Source organism: Enterobacter sp. BIDMC 27 (assembly GCF_000534415.1).
GTDB classification, from domain to species: Bacteria; Pseudomonadota; Gammaproteobacteria; order Enterobacterales; family Enterobacteriaceae; genus Enterobacter; species Enterobacter hormaechei_C.
The window spans coordinates 789,079-813,534 of sequence record NZ_KI973178.1 but is presented as its reverse complement, the minus strand read 5'-3'; the positions used below and the strand labels follow the sequence as shown (position 1 = coordinate 813,534).

Below are 24,456 nucleotides of genomic sequence, written 5' to 3'. Positions count from 1 at the left end.
CGTTATGCCATGCGTTGTCGCTGACCTGTATTTGCCCTTTCCGGGCGCCCCGAGCCTTGTAGAGAGTGGGGTTATTTTTATGGGTACTGCTTGTGGGGGGAGATATATATTTATCTCCTCTCCCGGGTTTGCCTGATGTCGGCTACGCCTTATCAGGCCTACTCAATCGTAGGGCGGGTTAGCATAGCGCCACCCGCCTTGTTGTTACTTCTTCTTCACCGGGCGTTTCCAGCCCTGCTTGCTGACCTGCGGCACACGGCTTAACACCAGCTCGTTCTCGGCCACATCGCGCGTAACGGTTGTCCCGGCGGCAATGGTCACGCCTTTGCCCACGGTGACGGGCGCCACCAGCTGGGTATCGGAGCCTACAAACACATCATCACCGATGATGGTTTTAAACTTATTGGCACCGTCATAGTTACAGGTGATGGTTCCAGCACCGATGTTTACGTTGTCGCCAATTTCCGCATCGCCCAGATAGGTCAGATGACCGGCTTTCGAGCCCTTACCCAGACGCGCTTTTTTCATTTCCACAAAGTTACCTACGTGAGCGCCTTCCAGCAGCTCAGCGCCCGGGCGCAGACGCGCAAACGGGCCGATGGTACATGCCGCCTCAAGATGGGCATCTTCCACCACGCTGTACGGGCTGATTTCGCAGTCGTCACCGATCACGCTGTTTTTAATCACGCAGCCAGTGCCGATTTTGACGCGGTTGCCCAGCGTGACGTTACCTTCCAGGATAACGTTAGTATCTATTTCAACGTCGCGCCCGTGGGTCAGCGTGCCACGCAGATCGAAACGCGCCGGATCGCGCAGCATAACGCCCGCGAGCAACAGCTTTTCTGCCTGCTCGGACTGATAAATACGCTCCAGGCGAGAAAGCTGGAGACGGTTGTTTACCCCGTCCGTTTCGCTGATGCGAGCCGGATGAACGGCGGCAATTTCACGCCCTTCGTGGTACGCCATCGCAATAATATCGGTGATGTAGTATTCACCCTGCGCGTTGTTATTGTTGAGTCTGGACAGCCAGCGCTTCATATCCGCACCGTTCGCAATCAGGATGCCGGTGTTGATCTCCTGAATCTGGCGCTGTTCGTCAGTGGCATCTTTATGCTCAACAATCCCGGTTACCTTGCCGTTTTCACGCGTAATGCGGCCATAGCCGGTTGGATCGTCCAGCACGACGGTCAACAAACCGATGCCGCCCTGCGGTTTGGCTTCACGTAGGCGAGTGAGGGTTTCAACGGAGATCAGCGGGACGTCGCCGTAGAGCATCAGGATATCTTCATCATCAGAGAAGAAGGGTGCAGCCTGCTGCATCGCATGGCCTGTACCCAACTGTTCTGCCTGTAGCACCCAGTTGAGATTGTCGTCATGCAGCGTTTTTTTCAGCAGATCGCCGCCATGTCCATAAACCAGATGCACCTGGCTGGCGCCTAATTCATTCGCTGCATCAATAACATGCTGAACCATTGGCTTTCCTGCCAGCGTGTGGAGCACCTTAGGCAGATCGGAATACATGCGGGTACCTTTGCCTGCGGCAAGGATCACCACGCTCATCGCACTGTTTAACATACGCATCCTGACGGTAGTTTGTGTGAGAAGTAAAAACGTTTGATGCTTAAAATTCTACATCTTTTTCATCATGAATTAAGGCCGAAAAAAAAAGCCAGTCTGGGATCCAGACTGGCTTTTGTGCTTTTCAAGCCGGTGTTACATCGCTTTTTTGCTCAACTCGATAACGCGCAGTTTCGCGATCGCTTTGGCCAGCTCCGCAGACGCCTGAGCGTAATCCACGTCACCATGAGAGCTGCTAATGTGCTCTTCAGCCTTACGCTTCGATTCCAGGGCTCGCGCTTCGTCGAGATCCTGGCCACGAATAGCGGTATCGGCCAGAACGGTCACACTGCCTGGCTGCACTTCAAGAATGCCGCCGGACAGATAGATAAACTCTTCATGACCGAACTGTTTAACGATGCGGATCATACCAGGCTTAATGGCGGTGAGCAGCGGTGCGTGACCCGGGAAAATACCCAGTTCACCTTCACTACCCGTTACCTGGATTTTCTCGACCAGACCAGAGAACATTTGTTGCTCTGCGCTGACGACGTCCAGGTGGTAAGTCATTGCCATATCACCCTCCGATTAAGGCGTTAAAGTTTTTTGGCTTTTTCCACGGCTTCTTCGATGGAACCAACCATGTAGAACGCCTGCTCTGGCAGGTGATCGTATTCGCCTTCCATGATGCCTTTAAAGCCACGGATGGTGTCTTTCAGGGAAACGTATTTACCAGGTGCACCGGTGAATACTTCCGCAACGAAGAACGGCTGGGACAGGAAGCGCTGGATCTTACGCGCACGTGCTACCACCAGTTTGTCTTCTTCAGACAGTTCATCCATACCCAAGATGGCGATGATGTCTTTCAGTTCCTGATAACGTTGCAGCAGGGACTGTACGCCACGCGCGGTGTCGTAGTGCTCCTGGCCAACAACCAGTGGATCCAGCTGACGGCTGGTGGAGTCCAGCGGGTCAACGGCCGGGTAGATACCCAGAGACGCGATCTGACGGCTCAGTACCACGGTTGCATCTAAGTGAGCAAAGGTGGTGGCTGGGGATGGGTCAGTCAAGTCATCCGCAGGTACGTATACCGCCTGAACGGAGGTGATAGAACCGGTTTTGGTAGAGGTGATACGTTCCTGAAGAACACCCATCTCTTCCGCAAGCGTAGGCTGATAACCTACCGCTGAAGGCATACGACCCAGCAGTGCAGATACTTCAGTACCGGCCAGGGTGTAACGGTAGATGTTATCAACGAACAGCAGAACGTCACGACCTTCGTCACGGAACTTCTCAGCCATGGTCAGGCCGGTCAGCGCAACGCGCAGACGGTTTCCTGGTGGCTCGTTCATCTGGCCGTAAACCAGGGATACTTTATCCAGAACGTTGGAGTCGGTCATTTCGTGGTAGAAGTCGTTACCCTCACGAGTACGTTCACCCACGCCCGCAAACACGGAGTAACCGGAGTGCTCGATCGCGATGTTACGGATCAGCTCCATCATGTTTACGGTTTTACCTACACCCGCACCACCGAACAGACCGACTTTACCGCCCTTCGCGAACGGACACATCAGGTCGATAACTTTGATGCCGGTTTCCAGCAGTTCCTGAGAGCTGGACAGCTCTTCGTAGGAAGGTGCCGCGCGGTGGATAGCCCAACGCTCTTCTTCACCGATGTCGCCTTTCATGTCGATTGGCTGACCCAATACGTTCATGATACGACCCAGTGTTGCTTTACCTACCGGGACTTCGATCGGGTGCTCAAGGTCTTTTACTTCCAGACCACGACGCAGACCGTCGGAAGAACCCATGGCGATGGTACGCACGATACCGCCGCCGAGCTGCTGCTGAACTTCCAGCACCAGGCTCTCGTTACCATTCTGTACCTCAAGCGCGTCGTACACGCGTGGTACGGCGTCCTGAGGGAACTCGACGTCCACCACGGCGCCGATTACCTGGACAATCTTTCCAGTAGCCATCTTGAATCCTCTACGTAATTCGTAAACCTGGTTAAACCGCGGCGGCCCCCGAGACGATCTCGGTGAGTTCCTGAGTAATGCTGGCCTGACGAGCTTTGTTGTAAACCAACTGCAGCTCTTTAATCAGGCTGCCGCCATTATCGGTCGCGGCTTTCATCGCCACCATTCGTGCGGCCTGCTCGCTGGCCAGGTTTTCTACAACGCCCTGATAAACCTGAGATTCAACGTAACGACGCAGCAGGGTATCCAGCAGCGGTTTCGGATCGGGTTCATACAGGTAATCCCAGGCTTTCTGTTTCAGCTCGTCATCTTCTGATGCCGGTAACGGCAGCATCTGAGTGAGCGTAGGCACCTGAGACATGGTGTTAATAAATTTGTTGCTGACAACGTACAGTCTGTCCAGACGGCCTTCATCGTAGGCCTGCAACATCACTTTAACCGGGCCGATCAGTTCGGACAGGGACGGGTTATCACCCATACCGGTCACCTGAGCGACAATGTTGCCGCCAACGGAGTTAAAGAAAGAGACGCCTTTAGAGCCAATCAGTGCCAGATCGCACTGAACGCCTTTATCGGACCAGCCTTTCATATCCGCCAGCAGTTTTTTGAACAGGTTAATGTTCAAGCCGCCACACAGACCACGGTCAGTCGACACCACCAGGTAGCCCACGCGCTTAACGTCGCGTTCTTCCAGGTAAGGGTGCTTATATTCCAGATTACCGTTCGCAAGGTGACCAATCACTTTGCGCATGGTCTCTGCATAAGGACGGCTGGCCGCCATGCGATCCTGCGATTTACGCATTTTGGAAGCGGCGACCATCTCCATCGCTTTAGTGATCTTTTGCGTGTTCTGGACGCTTGCGATCTTACTACGTATCTCTTTTGCGCCGGCCATGAGCTTCTCCTCAATGCCAGACGGCTTGTCCTGAGACAAGCCGCCGGACGATTACCAGGATTGGGTTGCTTTGAAGGAATCGAGGATAGCTTTCAGCTTGCCTTCGATTTCGTCGTTATAGCCACCGGTCTGGTTGATCTCTTGCATCAGCGGAGCGTGATCACGGTCGACGTAAGCCAGCAGAGCGGCTTCGAAGCTACCGATTTTCGCCAGTTCCACATCTTCGAGGTAACCGCGTTCAGCCGCGAACAGTACCAGGCCCTGCTGAGCAACAGACATTGGCGCATACTGTTTCTGCTTCAGCAGCTCGGTCACTTTCTGACCGTGGCTCAGCTGTTTACGGGTTGCTTCGTCCAGATCGGATGCGAACTGAGAGAACGCAGCCAGTTCACGATACTGTGCCAGCGCGGTACGGATACCACCGGACAGTTTCTTGATGATCTTGGTCTGAGCAGCACCACCCACACGGGATACGGAGATACCCGGGTTAACCGCCGGACGAATACCGGAGTTAAACAGGTTGGTTTCCAGGAAGATCTGACCATCGGTAATGGAGATTACGTTGGTCGGAACGAACGCAGAAACGTCACCCGCCTGGGTTTCAATGATCGGCAGAGCGGTCAGAGAACCTGTTTTACCCTTCACTTCACCTTTGGTGAAGTTCTCGACGTATTCCGCGTTAACGCGGGAAGCACGCTCCAGCAGACGAGAGTGGAGGTAGAATACGTCGCCCGGGAATGCTTCACGTCCTGGTGGACGACGGAGCAGCAGGGAAACCTGACGATAAGCAACGGCCTGTTTAGACAGGTCATCGTATACGATCAGCGCATCTTCACCGCGGTCACGGAAGTATTCGCCCATTGCGCAACCGGCGTATGGCGCCAGGTATTGCAGTGCAGCAGATTCAGACGCGGTTGCTACCACAACGATGGTGTTAGACAGTGCGCCGTGCTCTTCCAGTTTACGAACCACGTTGGAAATGGTGGACGCTTTCTGGCCGATAGCCACGTACACACATTTGATGCCGGAGTCACGCTGGTTGATGATGGCGTCGATAGCCATCGCGGTTTTACCGGTCTGACGGTCACCGATGATCAGTTCACGCTGACCACGACCGATTGGGATCATGGCGTCAACGGACTTATAACCCGTCTGCACTGGCTGATCAACGGACTGACGGTCGATAACGCCTGGTGCGATAACTTCGATTGGGGAGAAGCCATCGTGCTCAACCGGACCTTTACCGTCGATTGGCGCACCCAGGGTGTTAACAACGCGACCCAGCAGGCCACGGCCAACCGGTACTTCCAGAATACGGCCAGTACACTTAACCTTCATGCCTTCGGCAAGGTCAGCGTATGGACCCATCACAACGGCACCTACGGAGTCGCGCTCCAGGTTCAGTGCGATAGCGTAACGGTTACCCGGCAGGGAAATCATCTCACCCTGCATACAATCGGCCAGGCCGTGGATGCGGATAACACCGTCACTTACAGAAACAATAGTACCTTCGTTGTGAGCTTCACTCACAACATTGAACTGAGCAATGCGCTGCTTGATCAGTTCGCTGATTTCGGTGGAATTCAGTTGCATGCTCCAGTCCCCTTAAGACTGCAAGACGTCTGCAAGGCGCTCAAGACGGCCGCGTACGCTGCCATCAATGACCATATCACCCGAGCGGATGATTACGCCTGCCATTACAGACTTATCGATTTTGCAATTCAGCTTAACTTTGCGTGACAGACGTTTTTCCATCGCGGCGGTGATTTTCGCAAGCTGTTCGTTACTCAGTTCAGTCGCAGAAGTTACTTCAACTTCAGCGGTAGCTTCACTAAGGGCACGTAAGTGCTCAAACTGCTCGAGAACATCCGGGAGCACACGGAGACGACCATTTTCCGCCATCACCTTAATCAGGTTCTGGCCGTTGGCATCCAGTTGCTCTCCGCACACGGCGATAAACGACGCGGCGAGGGTTTCAGGCGCTAACGCACCAGAAAGCAACTCGGCCATTTGTTCGTTTTTCGTCACCTCAGCGGCAAACGCCAGCATATTCTGCCAGCGATCGACATTTTGGTGTTCGACAGCAAAGTCAAAAGCTGCTTTGGCGTAGGGGCGAGCTACCGTAACAAATTCAGACATCAGCCCCTCCCTCCTTACAGTTCAGCGACAAGTTTGTCCACGATGTCGCTGTTAGCAGCTTCATCCACGGAACGTTCGATGATCTTCTCGGCGCCAGCAACAGCCAGAATCGCAACCTGCTTACGCAGTTCTTCACGAGCACGTTTACGCTCAGCTTCAATTTCAGCCTGAGCCTGTGTCACGATCTTAGTACGTTCCTGTTCTGCTTCAGCTTTGGCTTCGTCCAGGATCTGAGAACGGCGTTTGTTAGCCTGTTCAATGATTACCTGAGCTTCAGCTTTCGCTTTTTTCAGCTGGTCTGTCGCGTTGGCCTGTGCAAGGTCCAAATCTTTCTTAGCGCGTTCTGCGGAAGCCAGACCGTCAGCAATTTCTTTCTGACGTTTTTCGATGGCAGCCATTAAAGGCGGCCATACATACTTCATGCAGAACCAGACAAAGAGAATAAACGCGATGGCCTGGCCGAGGATTGTTGCGTTCATGTTCACAGCACAATACCTCTTAAATTTCTGTGGCTTGGGGTTTTAAAACAACTACTACGCGACAGCAAACATCACGTACAGACCCAGACCTACAGCGATCATTGGGATTGCATCCACCAGACCCATAACGATAAAGAACTGAGTACGCAGCAGAGGAATCAGATCAGGTTGACGCGCTGCGCCTTCCAGGAATTTGCCCCCGAGGATGCCGATACCGATCGCAGCACCGATAGCCGCCAGACCCATCATCACAGCGGCAGCCATGTACAGCAGATCCATATTCAGGTTTTCCATGACAGTCTCCAGTTTGTTTCAATTAAAACGTAGTAGTGTTGGTAAAAAATCAGTGCTCTTCAGACGCCATCGACAGATAGACGATCGTCAGAACCATGAAGATAAAGGCTTGCAGCGTAATGATCAGGATGTGGAAAATGGCCCATGGCACATTCAGAATCCACTGTGACCACCACGGCAGAAGACCCGCGATCAGAATGAAAATCAGCTCACCCGCATACATGTTGCCGAACAGTCGCAGACCCAGTGAAACAGGTTTGGACAGCAGGCTAACGCCTTCCAGGATCAGGTTGACCGGAATAAACGCCCAGTGGTTGAACGGCTGCAAGGTAAGCTCTTTCACAAAGCCGCTTACGCCTTTCATTTTGATGCTGTAGAACAGAATGAGGATAAATACGCCCAGCGCCATCGACAGGGTGATGTTCACGTCGGCAGACGGAACCACGCGCAGTGCAGGCAGGCCGAGTACGTGCTCACCGATCCAAGGTAAGAAATCGATAGGCAGGAGGTCCATCAGGTTCATCAGGAAGACCCAAACGAACACGGTCAGGGCCAGCGGAGCAATCAGTTTGCTCTTACCATGGTACATGTCTTTCACGCTGCCATGGACGAAGCCGATGATCATCTCGATGAACGTCTGGAATTTCCCTGGAACACCGCTGGTCGCCTTTTTAGCAACGCTGCGGAACATGGCCAGGAACAGAAGACCCAAAACCACCGAGAAGAACATGGAGTCGATGTTGATCGTCCAGAAGGTGGCCGGGGGGTTATGTGGATCCACCAGCGAGAATGTACGCAGGTCCAGCTGAAGGTTATTCAGATGGTGACCTATGTAATCCTGCGGCGTCATATTTTCTGAAGCCATGATGCCTTTTACCCTTTGTTATTGATTACAGCTGGAGCCAGAACTTGTACCACCAGCACCAAAACCCACGTTGCTATCAGCGGCATGAATACCACTTTCAAAACCGCCAGCGCCATCACCAGTAGAGCAAAGGTCAGCAACACCTTACACACTTCGCCGAGAGCGAAGGACCAGGCCACGCGGCCTTTGGCGGGTGTATGCGCCTGATGACGCCAGGCAAAAATCATAAACAACACGTTTGGCAGAACCACCGCCAAACCTCCGCACGCGGCGGAGATGCCCCAGAAGGGGTCTTTGAGGCTAAACAGCAGTCCACTTGCTATCACAGCCAGAAACTGAATGAACAGAAGCTTACGAGCAACGTTTCTACTCAAGAGCGACACAGACATCACGTTTTTACTCCTGCTCCCTTCGAGGTATGCCGCGTGTCGTATAAAACGTCCTTTAAGGCTCAGAGTCAAGCATCAAAAAGCGGTCAAATTATACGGTGCGTACCCGTGATTTCAAACATTAAGTAGCGAAAAGGTGAATAAATGTTTAAATATTTTTCCCCAGTCCTATTTTTCAACTTTTGACCTAAGTGCCGACCTTCAGGCAAAACTGCAAACAGCGCGGAAACGTTGGTGATAAAGCGTGCACGAGATCACAAAATACACATTTGCGATAAAGTGGTATTTATCAAAGACGTAAAACGATTTATTTCATCTGTATGAAATTAAAGCAAAAAAATCGCAACTATTTTTAAAACAGAGCCGTATACAACAAAAACCTTTTATTGACATTCTTAATAAATATTTAACATTCCATTCTTGTTGCCTTTACCCACTTTTAGCAGGCTGATATTTTCATGGTTGATTATCCTCAGAGTGAACAACTCACTTCAGGTTAACTATAAGAAAACCCATGGTAACAACAAGGTTAAATTAACAACGGCTAAAACAGACGGGATGTGCTGCTTTTTAACACGATCAGAACAGCACAAATTCCACATTTTTTATTAATTTTTAAAAAGTGTTTGGCTTAATTATCACCAGATGACGCTCACCTTCGAGCTGAGGGATCTGAAGTTTCTCAATGGATTCGACAGCAAAACCGTCCGGAAGCTGCTCGATTTCGTCCCCCGGAAGTTGCCCTTTCAGCGCATAAAAACGCCCCTTCTCCGCCGGCAGGTGTTTGCACCAGCTCACCATGTCATTGAGTGACGCAAATGCGCGGCTGATAACGCCGTCAAACGGTGGCTCAGCCGGGAACTCCTCTACCCTGCTCTGCACGGGCGTGATGTTTTCCAGCTTCAGCTCATGCTGGACCTGGCGTAAAAAGCGTACGCGCTTACCCAGGCTGTCCAGCAGCGTGAATTGACTCTCCGGTCGAACAATAGACAACGGAACGCCCGGCAAGCCCGGGCCGGTGCCCACGTCGATAAAACGTTCCCCGTTCAGATATGGCGCCACGACGATGCTATCGAGAATATGGCGAATCAGCATCTCGTTGGGATCGCGTACGGAGGTGAGGTTGTACGCTTTATTCCATTTGTTCAGCATATCGACATAGGCCACCAGCTGATTTTTCTGGTGATCGGTGAGCGAAATACCTGCCTGTTCCAGCAGACGAGAGAGTTTATTGAGCACGGTGGATACCTGTTGAGAAACTTAAGTGGCGGGTGGCGCTTCGCTAACCCGCCCTACGGGTTCAGTAGGCCCGGTAAGCGCAGCGCCACCGGGCAATTTTCAGAGCATTACGCGCTGCGGCGCAGCATACCCTGCTTTTTCAGCCACACCAGCAGAATCGAAATCGCGGCAGGTGTGACGCCGGAGATACGTGAGGCCTGGCCAATCGACACAGGTTTGTGATCGTTCAGCTTAGCGATCACTTCGTTGGAAAGGCCCGTCACCTGACGATAGTCCAGCATTTCCGGCAGCAGCGTGTTTTCGTTGCGCTGCTGTTTTTCGATCTCATCCTGCTGACGCGCGATGTAGCCTTCGTATTTCACCTGGATCTCGACCTGTTCAGCCGCTTCCGCGTCTTCAAGGCCCGGCGCGAACGCGGTCAGTTTGACCAGATTCTCGTAAGTGACTTCAGGACGACGCAGCAGATCTTCCCCGCTGGCTTCGCGCGACAGCGGTGCTGTTAAGTGAGCGTTTACTTCGGCAGCGGTTTCCGCCTGCGGATTCACCCAGGTGGTTTTCAGGCGCTGACGTTCCTGTTCGATACGCTCCAGCTTCTCGTTGAAGCGCGCCCAGCGTTCGTCATCCACCAGACCCAATTCACGGCCCACCTCAGTCAGACGCAGATCGGCATTGTCTTCGCGCAGCATCAGGCGATATTCCGCACGAGAAGTAAACATGCGGTACGGTTCTTTGGTCCCCAGCGTGCAGAGATCGTCGACCAGAACGCCCAGGTAAGCCTGAGAACGCGCCGGTGCCCAGCCCTCTTTCTCGGCAGAGAAGCGAGCGGCGTTCAGACCGGCCAGCAACCCTTGTGCGGCAGCTTCTTCGTACCCGGTGGTACCGTTAATCTGGCCTGCGAAGAACAGACCCTGGATGAATTTGCTTTCCAGCGTCGGCTTCAGGTCGCGCGGATCGAAGAAATCGTACTCAATAGCGTAGCCAGGACGAACGATCTTCGCGTTTTCCATGCCCTGCATTGAACGCACAATCTGCATCTGCACGTCGAACGGCAGGCTGGTGGAGATGCCGTTTGGATAAATTTCGTTAGAGGTCAGCCCTTCAGGTTCGAGGAAGATCTGGTGCTGGTTACGATCGGCAAATCGCATCACTTTGTCTTCGATCGACGGGCAATAACGTGGGCCGATCCCTTCGATCACACCGGCGTACATTGGGCTGCGATCGAGGTTATTGCGGATCACGTCATGGGTTTTTTCATTGGTGTGCGTGATGTAGCACGGCACCTGCTGCGGATGTTGCGCCGCATTGCCCATGAACGAGAACACCGGCATCGGGTTATCGCCGTGCTGCTGTGCCAGCACGCTGAAATCAATGGTGCGCGCATCAATACGCGGCGGCGTACCGGTTTTCAGGCGGCTTACGCGCAGCGGCAGTTCACGCAGACGACGTGAAAGTGGGATAGACGGCGGATCGCCAGCACGGCCACCGCTGTAGTTATCCAGGCCGATATGAATTTTTCCGTCCAGGAATGTCCCGACGGTCAGCACCACCGCTTTTGCGCGGAACTTGAGCCCCATCTGGGTTACGGCACCCACGACGCGATCGTTCTCGACGATAAGATCTTCAACTGCCTGCTGGAAGATCATCAGGTTCGGCTGGTTCTCCAGCGCGGTGCGCACAGCCTGACGGTAAAGCACGCGGTCTGCCTGTGCGCGGGTCGCACGAACAGCAGGCCCTTTACTCGCGTTTAGTATCCTAAACTGGATGCCCGCATGATCGATCGCTTTCGCCATCAGGCCGCCAAGCGCATCCACTTCTTTTACCAGGTGTCCTTTCCCAATGCCGCCAATCGCCGGATTACAGGACATTTGTCCCAGCGTGTCGATATTGTGTGTCAAAAGCAGGGTCTGCTGACCCATTCGCGCTGCGGCCATTGCGGCCTCAGTGCCTGCGTGACCCCCGCCAATGATGATGACGTCAAAAGGATCCTGATAAAACATGGTGGTCTGCCTCGCGTAAAGCGGTATAAAAATGGATTGAAGCCCGGGCCGTGGATTCTACTCAACTTTAGTCTTTCGAGAAAGCATTGGGATCCTGGGCTATTAAAAAGAAGATCTTTTTATTTAGAGATCTGTTCTATTGTGATCTCTTATTAGGATCGCAGACCTTTGTGGATAAGTCCGATCCCATAAATAAGATCATGCAGTTAGGAAGGATCGTTTGCTGTGAATGATCGGTGATCCTGGACCGTATAAGCTGGGATCAGATCGCCACTTTATACACAGGTCAAAAACTAAACCAACGTTGTTCTTTGGATAACTACGGCTTAATACGAGCTTTTAACCAGAGTTATCCACATCTGATCGCACGATCTTTAATCGTTTTTGAGTAAATTTTTCCATTCCGCGAGCCAGATCTCGGCTGGATCTTCGGGAATATCATGATCGAGGATGTTGATCTTTAGCGTTTCACCCAGCTGTTTTGCTCCGCAGGCGGTCACCGCAGCTTCTACTTTCTCTATGGCGCCACAGAAAGTGTCATATTCACGGCTGCCGATCCCCACAGCGCCAAACCGGACGTTTGACAGATCGGGCTGTTGTTCCAGCAGTTCGTCATATAAAGGTTGCAGGTTATCCGGCAGATCGCCCGCGCCGTGCGTGGAGGTGATCAGCAGCCAGACCCCGTCAGTCGGGAGATCTTCCAGCAGCGGTCCGTGCAGCGTTTGTGTAGAAAAGCCCGCATCTTCCAGCTTCTCAGCCAGATGTTCCGCTACATATTCCGCACCGCCCAGGGTGCTGCCGCTGATAAGAGTAATGTCCGCCATTGATCGCTCGCTCAGATAAAGAGGCGGCCATTGTACGCTGTGAACGAGCTGGGATCTACCTGTGGAAAATGTGGGAATGAAATTGCCCGATCACGGGCGGATAGTACGCATGATCGGGTTTTGCAGGGAGATCAGGGTTTCAGTGGACTGAATTTCATCGATTGTTTGGATCTTGTTGATAAGTACCTGCTGGAGGGCGTCAATGGATCGGCACATCACCTTTATAAAGATGCTGTAGTGCCCGGTGGTGTAGTACGCCTCGGTGACTTCATCCAGCGCGTTCAGTTTCTCCAGCGCGGAGGGGTAATCTTTGGCGCTTTTCAGAATAATGCCAATGAAGCAGCAGACGTCGTAGCCAAGTTGCTTCGGGCTGACATCAATGCGTGCGCCGGTGATGATCCCGGCCTGCTTCATTTTCTCGACGCGAACGTGAATGGTCCCCGGGCTGACGCCAAATTGTTTCGCCAGTTCGGCATACGCGGTGCGTGCGTTGGCCATTAGCGCTTCCAGAATGCCGCGGTCCAGATTGTCGATCTGATAATTTTCCATAGGTTTTTCTTATGAAGATTAATGATTCCCTCTATTCTAGCGTCTTATTTTAACGAATCAAAAGTGAAGGCGGCTTTTTGTTGATGGGTTATTGAATTAAGCGCCTGTTCTGTTGCTTAATCAGTATCAACAGGACGCAGGAGTATAAATAATGAAAACCGCTTACATCGCAAAACAACGCCAGATCAGTTTCGTAAAATCCCATTTTTCCCGCCAGCTGGAAGAGAAGCTTGGCCTTATTGAAGTTCAGGCGCCGATTCTGAGCCGCGTGGGTGACGGGACGCAGGATAACTTGTCTGGTTGCGAAAAAGCGGTACAGGTAAAAGTGAAAACACTGCCAGACGCCCAGTTCGAAGTGGTTCATTCCCTGGCGAAGTGGAAGCGTCAAACCCTGGGACAACACGACTTCAGCGCGGGCGAAGGGCTTTACACGCACATGAAAGCCCTTCGCCCCGATGAAGACCGCCTTTCCCCGATTCACTCTGTCTACGTTGACCAGTGGGACTGGGAGCGCGTAATGGGAGATGGCGAGCGTCACGTCGGTACGCTGAAATCCACCGTTGAGGCGATCTACGCCGGGATCAAAGCAACCGAAGCGGCCGTGAGCAAAGAGTTTGGTCTGGCACCGTTCCTGCCGGAAACGATCCACTTTGTTCACAGTCAGGAATTGCTGAGCCGTTTCCCGGATCTGGATGCCAAAGGCCGTGAACGCGCGATCGCCAAAGAGCTGGGCGCGGTATTCCTTATCGGCATTGGCGGGAAATTGTCTGATGGTAAACGTCACGACGTCCGTGCGCCGGATTACGATGACTGGAGCACCGTGGGCGAAAGCGAATATGCCGGTCTGAACGGCGATATTCTGGTCTGGAACCCGGTTCTGGAAGATGCGTTTGAACTCTCTTCGATGGGGATCCGCGTGGATGCTGAAGCACTGAAGCGTCAGCTGGCCGTGACCGGTGATGAAGATCGTCTGCAACTGGAGTGGCACCAGGCACTGCTGCGCGGTGAAATGCCGCAGACCATCGGCGGTGGGATTGGCCAGTCTCGTCTGACCATGCTGCTGCTGCAACTCTCTCACATTGGTCAGGTACAGTGTGGGGTCTGGCCGCAGCAGGTACGTGAGAGCGTCGGTTCTCTTCTTTAATTAACGTCGCCAGCGTCTGAGCAGGCGGCTACGCAACCCGGTATCAAAGCGCCAGATGTGATCGAAGATGCGCATGATGCCGGGTTTTCCATGTGCAGACATCGCCACGGCATGGAAACGGTGCTGGTGCACGCGCTGCATCTCCTTCACTTTATTCACGACGTCGTCCGGCAGCCGCTGGGCGATAAAATCGGAAATCACCACCGCATCCGCGTCGTACCAGTCTCCGCCCTGCATGCGCTCAATGATGCTGCGAAAACAGCTGGCCAGATCGGTGCCGCCGCGAAAGCGCTGGCTTAAAAAGCGGATCGCCTGCTCCAGCCCCTGTGGGCTGGTCAGTTCATACCCAACAACTTCGCTGGAAAAGAGCATGATGTAGCAGCGACGACGATCGGCAAGCGCCACGCGCATCAGAGCCAGGCAGAACGCTTTTGCACACTGTTCATTAAAGCCCCCCATCGATCCAGACGTATCGACGCAAACAATGAATGGGCCGCGCGGTTGCTCATCAAAATCCTGGTGTACCACCGGACGCTGGCTGATCTTCTCGCGCCAGGCTTCGCCATGCAGTCGATAGGTAATGAGCTGTTTTTCCACCAGCCGACGATAAAACTCATACTCCAGTTCGGTCATGCCCAGCGTGCTGAGTTCCGTAGGCAGCAGGCGCAGGATGTCATCGCTTTGCTGTAGCCCGTCCACCTGCTCCGGTACGGTGGAGGGTTCGCGTACCAGCGTACGGAAGGTCTCCATCGGCGCATCTTTCTTTGGGACCGACCGGGCCTCCCGGGAGCGGCCGAGCTGTTCTGCAAGCTTCATCAGCTCCGGCTGTTGCGCCAGAAAGTCGCCGTACTTCACGATCAGCTGATAATCGCCCCGCTTTAACTGGCCGGCACTCATATCCCAGAGTCGACCGGCGGCGTTTTCATTCTCCACCAGCACCTGTTCTAACTGGCCGCTCAGGGTCATTCGCTCCTGGACTTCACTGAGCAACTGTTCGCGCTCTTCGTCCAGCAACTGCTGATTAAGGGCCGTGGCCTGGACCACAAGGCTCAGACGCCAGCGCTGTAAAAACAGCGTATGCAGGGCGGGAGTAAAGCTGGGGTTGTCAGTGACCAGCGCTCTGGCCTGGCTGGCAAACGGGGAGTGAACGTTATCAAGCAGCGTCAGGGTTTGCTGTAGCTGGGCAATAAACTGCGGTGTTGAAAGCCGCTGGCACTGCTGGTAACCAGCCACTTCCTCTGTCAGTTCCGGCGGGACTTCCGTCTCCTTAAACCGCTGTCGCAGGTTATCGCGCCAGCGGGGCAGATCGTCCGTCATTGCTTTTCGGAGCTTCGGGAATTTTTCAAAGAAGGCCGCCAGCTGCGGTGAAGCGAGCAGGGTAATGACGACCTCTTCGATCAACCCTTCCTCGCTAACCGCCAGCATGATGTTAAGCGTGTCCAGCGTTAGCATTGACGCGCCTGTTTGATCTGCGCGCTGACATCCTGCAAGCTGGCTTCAATGCGACCTAACCAGTCGCTATGGATAAAGAGGCATTTCTGCTGCTCGCTGAAGCGCGTGTGCTGCTGATGCCATTCGTTATCCAGCGCGTCGAGCTGCTGTTTGATCTCCTCCGGAACAGTATCGGAGGCCGTGCCCGGCAGCGCCAGGCGCGATCCCTGAAGGCTGACGTCACGGATCACAAGGTGCTGGCTGCTGTCGACTTCCATCGACAGCGGCTGTGCAAAGCCTATACCGTTGAGTTTACCGCGGATCTCACCGCCTTTATCCAGCCACTGAACCAGCGCAACGCGTTCGATCATCACGTGCACAACCTGCATATCATGAAGCTTCAGCGGTTGCTGAAGAAGAAGCGTGAGCGAGGCGTCAGTCAGCCCGGCGGGCAGTTCATAGTGCGGTTTACGGGCAAACATCCCGCCAAGACGGTTCACCTTCAGCGCGGTTTTGTCACTTTGCTGCTGCTGGAGCTGAAGGCGACGTTGGGCAATCGCGCCCAGTTGATTAAGCATGGATTGTTGACCCCACGCGTGTCCGGTCATCAAAACGTCCAGCTGCTGTTGCATCAGATTCATCCCTTCTGCGTCGTGCCACAGGCAGTCTTTCAGCAGGATCAGATCGATTGGGGCGACAGCATCGCGGCCGCTAAACAGCGCGCTTGCCTGGAGCAGGCGAATGGCTTTTTTCCAGCGACGATCGGAGACGTACGGCGCGGAGGGCAGCAAATCAAGCTGCTGGCGCAGCATAAAGATCAGCTCAAAAACGGGATCGGGCAGTTTTATCTTGCCGATCTCCTCCTGCCACTGGTGGTATTCCTCGTCCGTGACCTGCAATGACGCTGCCACCGGGTTTTCGTTTTCATCCTGCTGGCTTACCAGCATGGAACGGAAGTTTGATTTATCCTGGACTTTATCCAGCCACAGACGGATCAGCATACGGTCATACAGCGCTTCCAGGCTGCTGTCGGCTTCGGGCAATTCGTTAGACGCGGCCACCAGCAGGCGCATGGGGATCTTCTCTTCGCTGGCGCCGTTGCGGAAGCGGCGTTCGTTAATTGCCGTCAACAGGGTATTCAGTATGGCCGGGCCGGCTTTCCAGATCTCATCAAGAAAGACGATTTCCGCTTCCGGAAGATAGCCCGCCGTCAGACGTTCATAGCGTCCCTCATCTTTTAACGCCTGAATAGAGAGTGGGCCGAAAACTTCTTCCGGCGTGGAGAAGCGCGTCATCAAATACTCGAATGCGCGCGCGTTCTGGAAAGCGAATTTGAGGCGGCGTGCGATCAGACTTTTGGCAATGCCCGGCGGGCCCAGCAGAAATACGCTTTCCCCACTCAGCGCCGCCAGTAAACAGAGGCGAATGGCGTGGCTACGCTCGTAAAGGCCTTTCTCCAGCGCACTGCTGAGGCGGGAAATTCTTTCTGCTAATAAATGTGAGTGAGCCATAATAGTTTTGCATCCTTTCGCCGTGGTGGCGGCTAATTGAAGCGAGTATAGACGTTTCGGTCTGGCCTGGTAATAGGCTGAAGTGCGGCGCTATTTTCTTTGCGCTACATTAATGCGGCTGCATTTAGGGGTACGATTTTGCATTGAATCGTGCATACTGTGCGCTTTTTGTGGGCCAAGGGACTAAGCACACATTTGTTATTCAAACGAAAAGACTAGTCTATGAGCACTGATAATAAGCAATCATTACCCGCTGTAACGCTTGCGGCGATCGGGGTTGTCTACGGTGATATCGGCACCAGCCCGCTTTATACGCTTCGTGAATGTCTGTCCGGTCAGTTTGGTTTTGGTGTAGAGCGTGACGCCGTATTTGGTTTCCTCTCGCTCATCTTCTGGCTGCTGATCCTGGTGGTCTCCCTTAAGTATCTCTCTTTCGTAATGCGGGCTGATAACGCGGGCGAGGGCGGTATTCTGACCCTGATGTCCCTTGCCGGGCGCAATACGTCCGCAAGAATGACCTCCGTGCTGGTCATCATCGGCCTGATTGGCGGCAGCTTCTTCTATGGAGAAGTCGTGATTACGCCGGCGATTTCTGTAATGTCGGCCATAGAGGGGCTGGAGATTGTCGCGCCACAGCTTGATACGTGGGTGGTGCCACTCGCTATTATCGTGCTGACGTTGCTGTTTGCCATACAAAAACACGGTACCGGGCTGGTGGGTAAGCTGTTCGCGCCTATTATGCTGGCCTGGTTCCTGATCCTGGCGGCGCTGGGCTTACGCAGTATTATCGCCAACCCGGATGTCCTGCACGCGCTGAACCCAATGTGGGCGGTGCATTTCTTCCTTGAATATAAAGTGGTGTCGTTTGTGGCGCTGGGCGCGGTGGTGCTGTCCATTACCGGTGTTGAAGCGCTGTATGCGGATATGGGCCACTTCGGGAAACTCCCTATTCGCGTCGCCTGGTTTAGCGTGGTCTTGCCTTCACTGGTGCTGAATTACTTCGGTCAGGGCGCGCTGCTGCTTGCACACCCTGAAGCGATTAAAAACCCGTTCTTCCTGCTGGCGCCGGACTGGGCGCTGGTTCCGATGCTGATCCTGGCGACGCTGGCGACGGTCATTGCCTCTCAGGCTGTCATTTCCGGCGTATTCTCCCTGACGCGTCAGGCCGTGCGTCTGGGTTATCTCTCCCCAATGCGCATTATCCATACCTCGGAGATGGAGTCTGGCCAGATCTACATTCCCTTCGTCAACTGGCTGCTCTATTTCGCGGTAGTGATTGTTATCGTCAGCTTTGAGCACTCCAGTAATCTGGCGGCGGCGTACGGTATCGCGGTAACCGGAACGATGGTGTTGACCTCTATTCTCTCCACCACCGTGGCGTACCGTAACTGGCACTGGAATAAGTTCCTCGTGGGGCTGATCCTGGTTGGCTTCCTCTGCATCGACGTGCCGCTGTTCTCTGCGAACCTCGACAAGATTGTCTCCGGCGGCTGGCTGCCGCTGACGCTGGGTCTGGTGATGTTTATTGTGATGACGACGTGGAAGAGCGAACGTTTCCGCCTGCTGCGTCGTATGCACGAGCACGGTAACTCTCTGGAGGCGATGATCGCCTCGCTGGAGAAATCCCCACCGGTGCGCGTGCCGGGCACAGCGGTGTATATGTCTCGCGCGCTGAACGTGATCCCGTTTGCGCTGATGCATAACCTCAAGCACAACAAAGTGCTGCACGAGCGCGTGATCCTGCTGACGCTGCGTACCGAAGATGCGCCGTACGTTCACAACGTGCGTCGCGTACAGATTGAACAGCTGTCGCCAACCTTCTGGCGCGTGGTGGCAAGCTACGGCTGGCGCGAAACGCCGAACGTGGAAGAGGTGTTCCACCGCTGCGGTCTGGAAGGCCTGAGTTGCCGCATGATGGAGACGTCGTTCTTTATGTCCCACGAGTCGCTGATCATCGGCAAGCGCCCATGGTATCTGCGCCTGCGCGGCAAGCTGTATCTCATTCTGCAACGTAACGCCCTGCGTGCGCCTGACCAGTTTGAGATCCCGCCTAACCGCGTGATTGAGCTGGGGACGCAGGTCGAGATTTAACCCTTCTGAATATGCCGGGTGGCGCTGCGCTTACCCGGCCTACCAGACCCGTAGGCCCGCGCAAGCGTAGCGCCGCCGGGCAATTTTCCTCTATTGCATTTCACTTAGCGAAACGTTTCGACGTTGATCACAAATCCGTTACGTCATGATGGTTTTCTGAACACTTCTGCGGCTACACTGTTTTTAGCGAAACGTTTCGCTAGTGGAGCAAAAAATGAAGAAAGGCACAGTACTCAACTCAGAAATCTCATCGGTGATTTCCCGTCTTGGGCATACCGATACGCTGGTGGTTTGCGATGCAGGCTTACCGGTTCCGCGCAGCACAACCCGTATCGATATGGCGTTAACGCAGGGCGTACCCTCGTTCATGCAGGTACTGGAAGTGGTCACCGCGGAGATGCAGGTTGAGGCGGCCATTCTCGCGGCGGAAATCAAACAACATAATCCGCAACTCCACGAAACGTTGCTCAGCCACATTGAGCAACTGCAACAGCACCAGGGAAACACCATAGAAATTCGTTACACAACGCACGAGCAGTTCAAACAACAAACCGTAGACAGTCAGGCGGTGATTCGCAGCGGGGAGTGCTCCCCGTATGCGAATATCATTCTCTGTGCTGGCGTCACCTTCTGAGGCCATCATGGACGTATTACTGCAACTCAAAGGGATCGATAAGTCGTTCCCGGGCGTAAAAGCCCTCTCCGGCGCGGCGCTGAACGTCTATTCCGGGCGCGTCATGGCGCTGGTGGGCGAAAACGGCGCCGGCAAATCCACCATGATGAAAGTGCTGACCGGTATCTACCAACGCGATGCCGGTTCGCTGCTGTGGCTGGGTAAAGAGACCACCTTTAACGGCCCGAAATCCTCTCAGGAAGCGGGCATCGGCATCATCCACCAGGAGTTGAACCTGATCCCGCAGCTCACCATTGCGGAGAACATCTTCCTCGGCCGTGAATTCGTGAACCGGTTTGGCAAAATCGACTGGAAAACCATGTATGCCGAAGCGGACAAACTGCTGGCGAAGCTGAATCTGCGCTTTAAGAGCGACCGACTGGTGGGCGACCTTTCCATCGGCGATCAGCAGATGGTGGAAATCGCGAAGGTGCTGAGCTTCGAGTCGAAGGTCATCATTATGGATGAACCGACCGACGCCCTGACCGATACCGAAACCGAATCCCTGTTCCGCGTGATCCGTGAGCTGAAATCCCAGGGCCGCGGCATTGTCTATATCTCACACCGCATGAAAGAGATCTTCGAGATCTGCGACGACGTCACCGTCTTTCGCGACGGGCAGTTTATTGCCGAGCGCGAAGTGGCAACCCTGACCGAAGATACCCTGATTGAAATGATGGTGGGACGTAAGCTCGAAGATCAGTATCCGCATCTGGAGAAAGCGCCGGGAGAAATCCGCCTGAAGGTGGATAATCTCTGCGGGCCGGGCGTGAATGACGTCTCCTTTACCCTGCGCAAGGGCGAGATCCTTGGCGTCGCGGGCCTGATGGGCGCGGGGCGCACCGAACTGATGAAAGTGCTCTATGGCGCACTGCCGCGCACCAGCGGCTACGTTACCCTCGACGGCCATGAGGTGGTCACCCGCTCGCCTCAGGATGGCCTGGCGAACGGCATTGTCTATATTTCCGAAGACCGTAAGCGCGACGGCTTAGTGCTGGGCATGTCGGTGAAAGAGAACATGTCCCTGACGGCGCTAGGCTATTTCAGCCGCAGCGGCGGCAGCCTGAAACACAAAGATGAGCAGCAGGCGGTCAGCGATTTTATCCGTCTCTTTAACGTTAAAACCCCATCGATGGAGCAGGCGATTGGCCTGTTGTCCGGCGGGAATCAGCAGAAAGTGGCGATTGCCCGCGGGCTGATGACGCGCCCAAAAGTGTTGATCCTTGATGAACCTACCCGCGGCGTGGACGTGGGCGCGAAGAAAGAGATATATCAGCTGATTAACCAGTTCAAGGCCGACGGTCTGAGCATCATTCTGGTCTCTTCCGAGATGCCAGAGGTATTAGGCATGAGCGATCGCATTATCGTCATGCATGAAGGGCATCTCGGCGGTGAATTCACTCGCGAGCAGGCCACCCAGGAAGTTCTGATGGCTGCCGCTGTGGGCAAGCTTAATCGCGTGAATCAGGAGTAAGAAGATGACTACCCAGGCTGTTTCTGGTCGCCGCTATTTCACAAAGGCATGGCTGATGGAACAAAAATCGCTGATTGCCCTGCTGGTGCTGATCGCGATTGTCTCGACCATGAGCCCGAACTTTTTTACCGTCAATAACCTGTTCAACATTCTTCAGCAGACCTCCGTCAACGCCATTATGGCGGTGGGGATGACGCTGGTGATTTTGACCTCGGGTATCGATCTGTCCGTCGGTTCCCTGCTGGCCCTCACCGGCGCGATCGCCGCGTCGATTGTTGGTATTGAGGTCAACGCGCTGGTGGCCGTTGCCGCTGCGCTGGCGGCAGGTGCGGCAATTGGCGCCGTAACCGGCGTGATTGTGGCGAAAGGTCGCGTTCAGGCGTTCATCGCCACGCTGGTGATGATGCTGCTGCTGCGCGGTGTGACCATGGTGTACACCAACGGCAGCCCGATTAATACCGGTTTTACCGATAACGCCGATCTGTTTGGCTGGTTCGGTATCGGTCGCCCGCTGGGTGTCCCGACCCCGGTCTGGATCATGGCTATCGTCTTCCTGGCGGCATGGTACATGCTGCACCATACCCGTCTGGGTCGTTATATCTATGCGCTGGGCGGTAACGAAGCGGCAACGCGCCTGTCCGGTATCAGCGTTAATAAAGTCAAAATTATCGTTTACTCCCTGTGCGGCCTGCTGGCGTCTCTGGCGGGCATCATCGAAGTGGCGCGCCTCTCTTCCGCGCAGCCAACGGCGGGTACGGGCTATGAGCTGGATGCCATCGCGGCAGTGGTTCTGGGCGGTACGAGCCTTGCGGGTGGTAAAGGTCGCATTGTTGGGACATTGATCGGCGCACTGATCCTCGGTTTCCTGAATAATGGTTTGAATTTGTTAGGTGTTTCCTCCTATTACCAGATGATCGTTAAGGCAGTGGTGATTTTGCTGGCGGTACTGGTAGACAACAAAAAACAGTAACTGACGACACTACAGGACATCTTAGATATGAACATGAAAAAACTGGCTACCCTGGTTTCTGCTGTCGCGCTGAGCGCAACCGTAAGTGCTAACGCCATGGCGAAGGACACCATCGCGCTGGTTGTCTCTACCCTGAACAACCCGTTCTTCGTCTCCCTGAAGGATGGCGCGCAGAAAGAAGCAGATAAACTGGGCTACAACCTGGTGGTGCTGGATTCTCAGAACAACCCGGCGAAAGAGCTGGCTAACGTTCAGGACTTAACCGTTCGTGGTACCAAAATCCTGCTGATCAACCCAACCGATTCCGACGCGGTCGGTAACGCCGTGAAGATGGCAAACCAGGCGAAGATCCCGGTCATCACCCTTGACCGTCAGGCAACGAAAGGGGATGTGGTCAGCCACATTGCGTCTGATAACGTACTGGGCGGTAAAATCGCCGGTGACTACATCGCGAAGAAAGCAGGTGAAGGCGCGAAAGTGATCGAGTTGCAGGGTATCGCCGGGACTTCCGCAGCCCGTGAACGTGGTGAAGGCTTCCAGCAGGCTGTTGCGGCGCACAAATTCAACGTGCTGGCGAGCCAGCCGGCAGACTTCGACCGTACAAAGGGCCTGAACGTCATGCAGAACCTGCTGACCGCGCATCCTGATGTGCAGGCGGTATTCGCACAGAACGACGAAATGGCGCTCGGTGCGCTGCGTGCGCTCCAGACTGCGGGTAAATCAGATGTGATGGTTGTCGGATTTGACGGCACGCCGGATGGTGAAAAAGCAGTAAATGATGGCAAACTGGCTGCGACCATCGCTCAGCTGCCTGAGCAGATTGGCGCGACTGGCGTGCAAACTGCCGATAAAGTGCTGAAGGGCGAAAAAGTTCAGGCCAAATATCCTGTTGACCTGAAACTGGTCATTAAGCAGTAAAGGCGATTCAGGCAGTCGCTGGCTGCCTGAGGGACACCAAATAAAAGAAAAGTGTGGCATACGCCACCGGGTAAGACCGGTGGCGCTCTCAGATGGACACCTCAATACATGAAAACCGCAGGCAACCTCGTCGTCCTTGGCAGTATCAATGCCGATCACATTCTTAACCTTGAAACGTTCCCCACTCCGGGCGAAACCGTCACTGGCAATCAGTATCAGGTGGCGTTCGGCGGTAAGGGCGCAAACCAGGCGGTTGCCGCCGGACGCAGCGGGGCGAATATCGCGTTTATCGCCTGTACGGGTGATGACGATACCGGCGAGCGCGTACGCAAACAGCTGGCAAGCGACAACATCGACATTGCACCCGTCAGCGTGGTTGCAGGGGAATCTACCGGCGTGGCGCTGATTTTCGTCAATGCGGAAGGTGAGAATGTCATCGGTATTCATGCAGGGGCTAATGCCGCGTTAACGACTGAACGCGTCGAAGCGCAGCGTGGAATCATCGCCGGAGCGGAAGCCCTGCTGATGCAGCTGGAGTCACCGGTTGAAAGCGTGCTGGCCGCCGCGAAAATTGCGCATGAAAATCATACGTCTGTCGTACTTAACCCTGCGCCTGCCCGTGTATTATCAGATGAGCTGCTGGCGCTGGTGGATATCATCACCCCGAACGAAACCGAAGCGGAAAAGCTGACGGGTATCCGTGTCGAAAATGATGACGATGCCGCGCGTGCCGCGCTTGCACTGCATGAAAAAGGCATCGGCACCGTAATAATCACCCTCGGCAGCCGTGGGGTGTGGGCTAGCGTCAATGGCGAAGGCCGTCGCGTACCGGGCTTTAAGGTCAAAGCCATTGATACCATCGCCGCAGGAGACACCTTCAACGGTGCACTTGTAACGGCGCTGCTGGAAGGAAAAGCAATGGATGACGCGATTCGCTTCGCGCATGCCGCCGCTGCGATTGCGGTGACGCGTAAAGGCGCTCAGCCTTCTGTTCCATGGCGTAAAGAGATTGATGAATTCTTAAGTCAGCAGGGGTAA

23 protein-coding genes are annotated in these 24,456 nt (G+C 54.3%); 7 read left to right on the top strand and 16 right to left on the bottom strand.

Going from position 1 to position 24,456, the window contains the following annotated elements:
- Positions 1–204: 204 nt before the first annotated feature.
- The 14 genes from glmU to asnC form a co-directional block, all read right to left on the bottom strand.
- Positions 205–1,575, bottom strand: a complete 1,371-nt coding sequence (gene glmU / locus L463_RS18635; RefSeq protein ID WP_023295652.1) for a bifunctional UDP-N-acetylglucosamine diphosphorylase/glucosamine-1-phosphate N-acetyltransferase GlmU — start codon at positions 1,573–1,575, stop codon at positions 205–207.
- Positions 1,576–1,713: 138 nt separating this feature from the next.
- The gene (locus tag L463_RS18640) at positions 1,714–2,133 is read right to left on the bottom strand and encodes a F0F1 ATP synthase subunit epsilon (protein ID WP_032103304.1); all 420 of its coding nucleotides are present in this window, start codon (positions 2,131–2,133) and stop codon (positions 1,714–1,716) included.
- 20 nt (positions 2,134–2,153) lie between these two features.
- Positions 2,154–3,536 carry a F0F1 ATP synthase subunit beta gene (atpD, locus tag L463_RS18645; RefSeq protein WP_015570150.1) on the bottom strand — a complete coding sequence of 461 codons (1,383 nt, stop codon included), beginning with the start codon at positions 3,534–3,536 and terminating at the stop codon, positions 2,154–2,156.
- Between the two features lie 31 nt (positions 3,537–3,567).
- The gene (gene atpG, locus L463_RS18650) at positions 3,568–4,431 is read right to left on the bottom strand and encodes a F0F1 ATP synthase subunit gamma (RefSeq protein WP_003862364.1); all 864 of its coding nucleotides are present in this window, start codon (positions 4,429–4,431) and stop codon (positions 3,568–3,570) included.
- A 51-nt stretch (positions 4,432–4,482) separates the two neighbouring features.
- Entirely contained in the window at positions 4,483–6,024 is a 1,542-nt protein-coding gene (gene atpA / locus L463_RS18655) for a F0F1 ATP synthase subunit alpha (protein WP_003862367.1), read from the bottom strand.
- A 12-nt stretch (positions 6,025–6,036) separates the two neighbouring features.
- Complete coding sequence (gene atpH, locus L463_RS18660) at positions 6,037–6,570, bottom strand: F0F1 ATP synthase subunit delta (RefSeq protein ID WP_015570151.1); 534 nt, start codon at positions 6,568–6,570, stop codon at positions 6,037–6,039.
- 14 nt (positions 6,571–6,584) lie between these two features.
- Positions 6,585–7,055 (bottom strand): F0F1 ATP synthase subunit B, encoded by a 471-nt coding sequence (gene atpF, locus L463_RS18665; RefSeq protein WP_003862370.1) that lies wholly within the window; start codon positions 7,053–7,055, stop codon positions 6,585–6,587.
- Between the two features lie 48 nt (positions 7,056–7,103).
- On the bottom strand, positions 7,104–7,343 hold the full coding sequence (atpE, locus tag L463_RS18670; RefSeq protein WP_000429386.1) for a F0F1 ATP synthase subunit C: 240 nt from the start codon (positions 7,341–7,343) through the stop codon (positions 7,104–7,106).
- 49 nt (positions 7,344–7,392) lie between these two features.
- Positions 7,393–8,208, bottom strand: a complete 816-nt coding sequence (atpB, locus tag L463_RS18675; RefSeq protein WP_003862373.1) for a F0F1 ATP synthase subunit A — start codon at positions 8,206–8,208, stop codon at positions 7,393–7,395.
- Between the two features lie 8 nt (positions 8,209–8,216).
- On the bottom strand, positions 8,217–8,597 hold the full coding sequence (gene atpI, locus L463_RS18680; RefSeq protein ID WP_003862375.1) for a F0F1 ATP synthase subunit I: 381 nt from the start codon (positions 8,595–8,597) through the stop codon (positions 8,217–8,219).
- Positions 8,598–9,212: 615 nt separating this feature from the next.
- A complete protein-coding gene (gene rsmG, locus L463_RS18685) occupies positions 9,213–9,836 on the bottom strand; it encodes a 16S rRNA (guanine(527)-N(7))-methyltransferase RsmG (RefSeq protein ID WP_017694037.1) in 624 nt (207 codons plus the stop codon).
- Positions 9,837–9,943: 107 nt separating this feature from the next.
- Positions 9,944–11,833, bottom strand: coding sequence for a tRNA uridine-5-carboxymethylaminomethyl(34) synthesis enzyme MnmG (mnmG, locus tag L463_RS18690; RefSeq protein WP_003862379.1), 1,890 nt, complete (start codon positions 11,831–11,833; stop codon positions 9,944–9,946).
- Positions 11,834–12,207: 374 nt separating this feature from the next.
- Positions 12,208–12,657, bottom strand: coding sequence for an FMN-binding protein MioC (mioC, locus tag L463_RS18695; protein WP_003862381.1), 450 nt, complete (start codon positions 12,655–12,657; stop codon positions 12,208–12,210).
- A gap of 90 nt (positions 12,658–12,747) precedes the next feature.
- Positions 12,748–13,206 (bottom strand): transcriptional regulator AsnC, encoded by a 459-nt coding sequence (gene asnC, locus L463_RS18700; RefSeq protein ID WP_003862383.1) that lies wholly within the window; start codon positions 13,204–13,206, stop codon positions 12,748–12,750.
- A gap of 151 nt (positions 13,207–13,357) precedes the next feature.
- On the opposite strand from asnC, the gene asnA reads away from it, so the two are divergent.
- On the top strand, positions 13,358–14,350 hold the full coding sequence (asnA, locus tag L463_RS18705) for an aspartate--ammonia ligase (protein ID WP_003862385.1): 993 nt from the start codon (positions 13,358–13,360) through the stop codon (positions 14,348–14,350).
- On the opposite strand, the gene viaA is transcribed toward asnA, so the two are convergent.
- Both viaA and ravA read right to left on the bottom strand, forming a co-directional pair.
- Positions 14,351–15,802, bottom strand: coding sequence for an ATPase RavA stimulator ViaA (gene viaA, locus L463_RS18710; RefSeq protein ID WP_032103300.1), 1,452 nt, complete (start codon positions 15,800–15,802; stop codon positions 14,351–14,353). It lies immediately after the preceding gene.
- Entirely contained in the window at positions 15,796–17,292 is a 1,497-nt protein-coding gene (gene ravA, locus L463_RS18715) for an ATPase RavA (protein WP_032103299.1), read from the bottom strand. The genes viaA and ravA overlap by 7 nt, the downstream gene beginning before the upstream one ends.
- 222 nt (positions 17,293–17,514) lie before the next feature.
- On the opposite strand from ravA, the gene kup reads away from it, so the two are divergent.
- The 6 genes from kup to rbsK all read left to right on the top strand — a co-directional run bounded on the left by kup (position 17,515) and on the right by rbsK (position 24,456).
- Entirely contained in the window at positions 17,515–19,383 is a 1,869-nt protein-coding gene (kup, locus tag L463_RS18720) for a low affinity potassium transporter Kup (RefSeq protein WP_006808744.1), read from the top strand.
- 214 nt (positions 19,384–19,597) lie between these two features.
- Positions 19,598–20,017, top strand: a complete 420-nt coding sequence (rbsD, locus tag L463_RS18725; RefSeq protein WP_032103298.1) for a D-ribose pyranase — start codon at positions 19,598–19,600, stop codon at positions 20,015–20,017.
- Between the two features lie 7 nt (positions 20,018–20,024).
- Positions 20,025–21,530, top strand: a complete 1,506-nt coding sequence (gene rbsA, locus L463_RS18730; RefSeq protein ID WP_017383711.1) for a ribose ABC transporter ATP-binding protein RbsA — start codon at positions 20,025–20,027, stop codon at positions 21,528–21,530.
- 4 nt (positions 21,531–21,534) lie between these two features.
- Positions 21,535–22,500, top strand: coding sequence for a ribose ABC transporter permease (rbsC, locus tag L463_RS18735; RefSeq protein ID WP_003862395.1), 966 nt, complete (start codon positions 21,535–21,537; stop codon positions 22,498–22,500).
- Between the two features lie 27 nt (positions 22,501–22,527).
- A complete protein-coding gene (gene rbsB, locus L463_RS18740; protein WP_003862397.1) occupies positions 22,528–23,418 on the top strand; it encodes a ribose ABC transporter substrate-binding protein RbsB in 891 nt (296 codons plus the stop codon).
- A gap of 108 nt (positions 23,419–23,526) precedes the next feature.
- The gene (gene rbsK / locus L463_RS18745) at positions 23,527–24,456 is read left to right on the top strand and encodes a ribokinase (RefSeq protein ID WP_015570155.1); all 930 of its coding nucleotides are present in this window, start codon (positions 23,527–23,529) and stop codon (positions 24,454–24,456) included.

Coding starts and splice junctions, on each gene's coding strand:
- atpB (WP_003862373.1), bottom strand. CDS start 8,208: ATGGCTTCAGAAAATATGACGCCGCAGGATTACATAGGTCACCATCTG.
- rbsA (WP_017383711.1), top strand. CDS start 20,025: ATGGACGTATTACTGCAACTCAAAGGGATCGATAAGTCGTTCCCGGGC.
- L463_RS18640 (WP_032103304.1), bottom strand. CDS start 2,133: ATGGCAATGACTTACCACCTGGACGTCGTCAGCGCAGAGCAACAAATG.
- atpA (WP_003862367.1), bottom strand. CDS start 6,024: ATGCAACTGAATTCCACCGAAATCAGCGAACTGATCAAGCAGCGCATT.
- mnmG (WP_003862379.1), bottom strand. CDS start 11,833: ATGTTTTATCAGGATCCTTTTGACGTCATCATCATTGGCGGGGGTCAC.
- asnC (WP_003862383.1), bottom strand. CDS start 13,206: ATGGAAAATTATCAGATCGACAATCTGGACCGCGGCATTCTGGAAGCG.
- ravA (WP_032103299.1), bottom strand. CDS start 17,292: ATGGCTCACTCACATTTATTAGCAGAAAGAATTTCCCGCCTCAGCAGT.
- glmU (WP_023295652.1), bottom strand. CDS start 1,575: ATGTTAAACAGTGCGATGAGCGTGGTGATCCTTGCCGCAGGCAAAGGT.
- viaA (WP_032103300.1), bottom strand. CDS start 15,802: ATGCTAACGCTGGACACGCTTAACATCATGCTGGCGGTTAGCGAGGAA.
- atpE (WP_000429386.1), bottom strand. CDS start 7,343: ATGGAAAACCTGAATATGGATCTGCTGTACATGGCTGCCGCTGTGATG.
- rbsC (WP_003862395.1), top strand. CDS start 21,535: ATGACTACCCAGGCTGTTTCTGGTCGCCGCTATTTCACAAAGGCATGG.
- rbsK (WP_015570155.1), top strand. CDS start 23,527: ATGAAAACCGCAGGCAACCTCGTCGTCCTTGGCAGTATCAATGCCGAT.
- kup (WP_006808744.1), top strand. CDS start 17,515: ATGAGCACTGATAATAAGCAATCATTACCCGCTGTAACGCTTGCGGCG.
- atpH (WP_015570151.1), bottom strand. CDS start 6,570: ATGTCTGAATTTGTTACGGTAGCTCGCCCCTACGCCAAAGCAGCTTTT.
- mioC (WP_003862381.1), bottom strand. CDS start 12,657: ATGGCGGACATTACTCTTATCAGCGGCAGCACCCTGGGCGGTGCGGAA.
- rbsD (WP_032103298.1), top strand. CDS start 19,598: ATGAAGAAAGGCACAGTACTCAACTCAGAAATCTCATCGGTGATTTCC.
- atpD (WP_015570150.1), bottom strand. CDS start 3,536: ATGGCTACTGGAAAGATTGTCCAGGTAATCGGCGCCGTGGTGGACGTC.
- rbsB (WP_003862397.1), top strand. CDS start 22,528: ATGAACATGAAAAAACTGGCTACCCTGGTTTCTGCTGTCGCGCTGAGC.
- atpG (WP_003862364.1), bottom strand. CDS start 4,431: ATGGCCGGCGCAAAAGAGATACGTAGTAAGATCGCAAGCGTCCAGAAC.
- asnA (WP_003862385.1), top strand. CDS start 13,358: ATGAAAACCGCTTACATCGCAAAACAACGCCAGATCAGTTTCGTAAAA.
- atpI (WP_003862375.1), bottom strand. CDS start 8,597: ATGTCTGTGTCGCTCTTGAGTAGAAACGTTGCTCGTAAGCTTCTGTTC.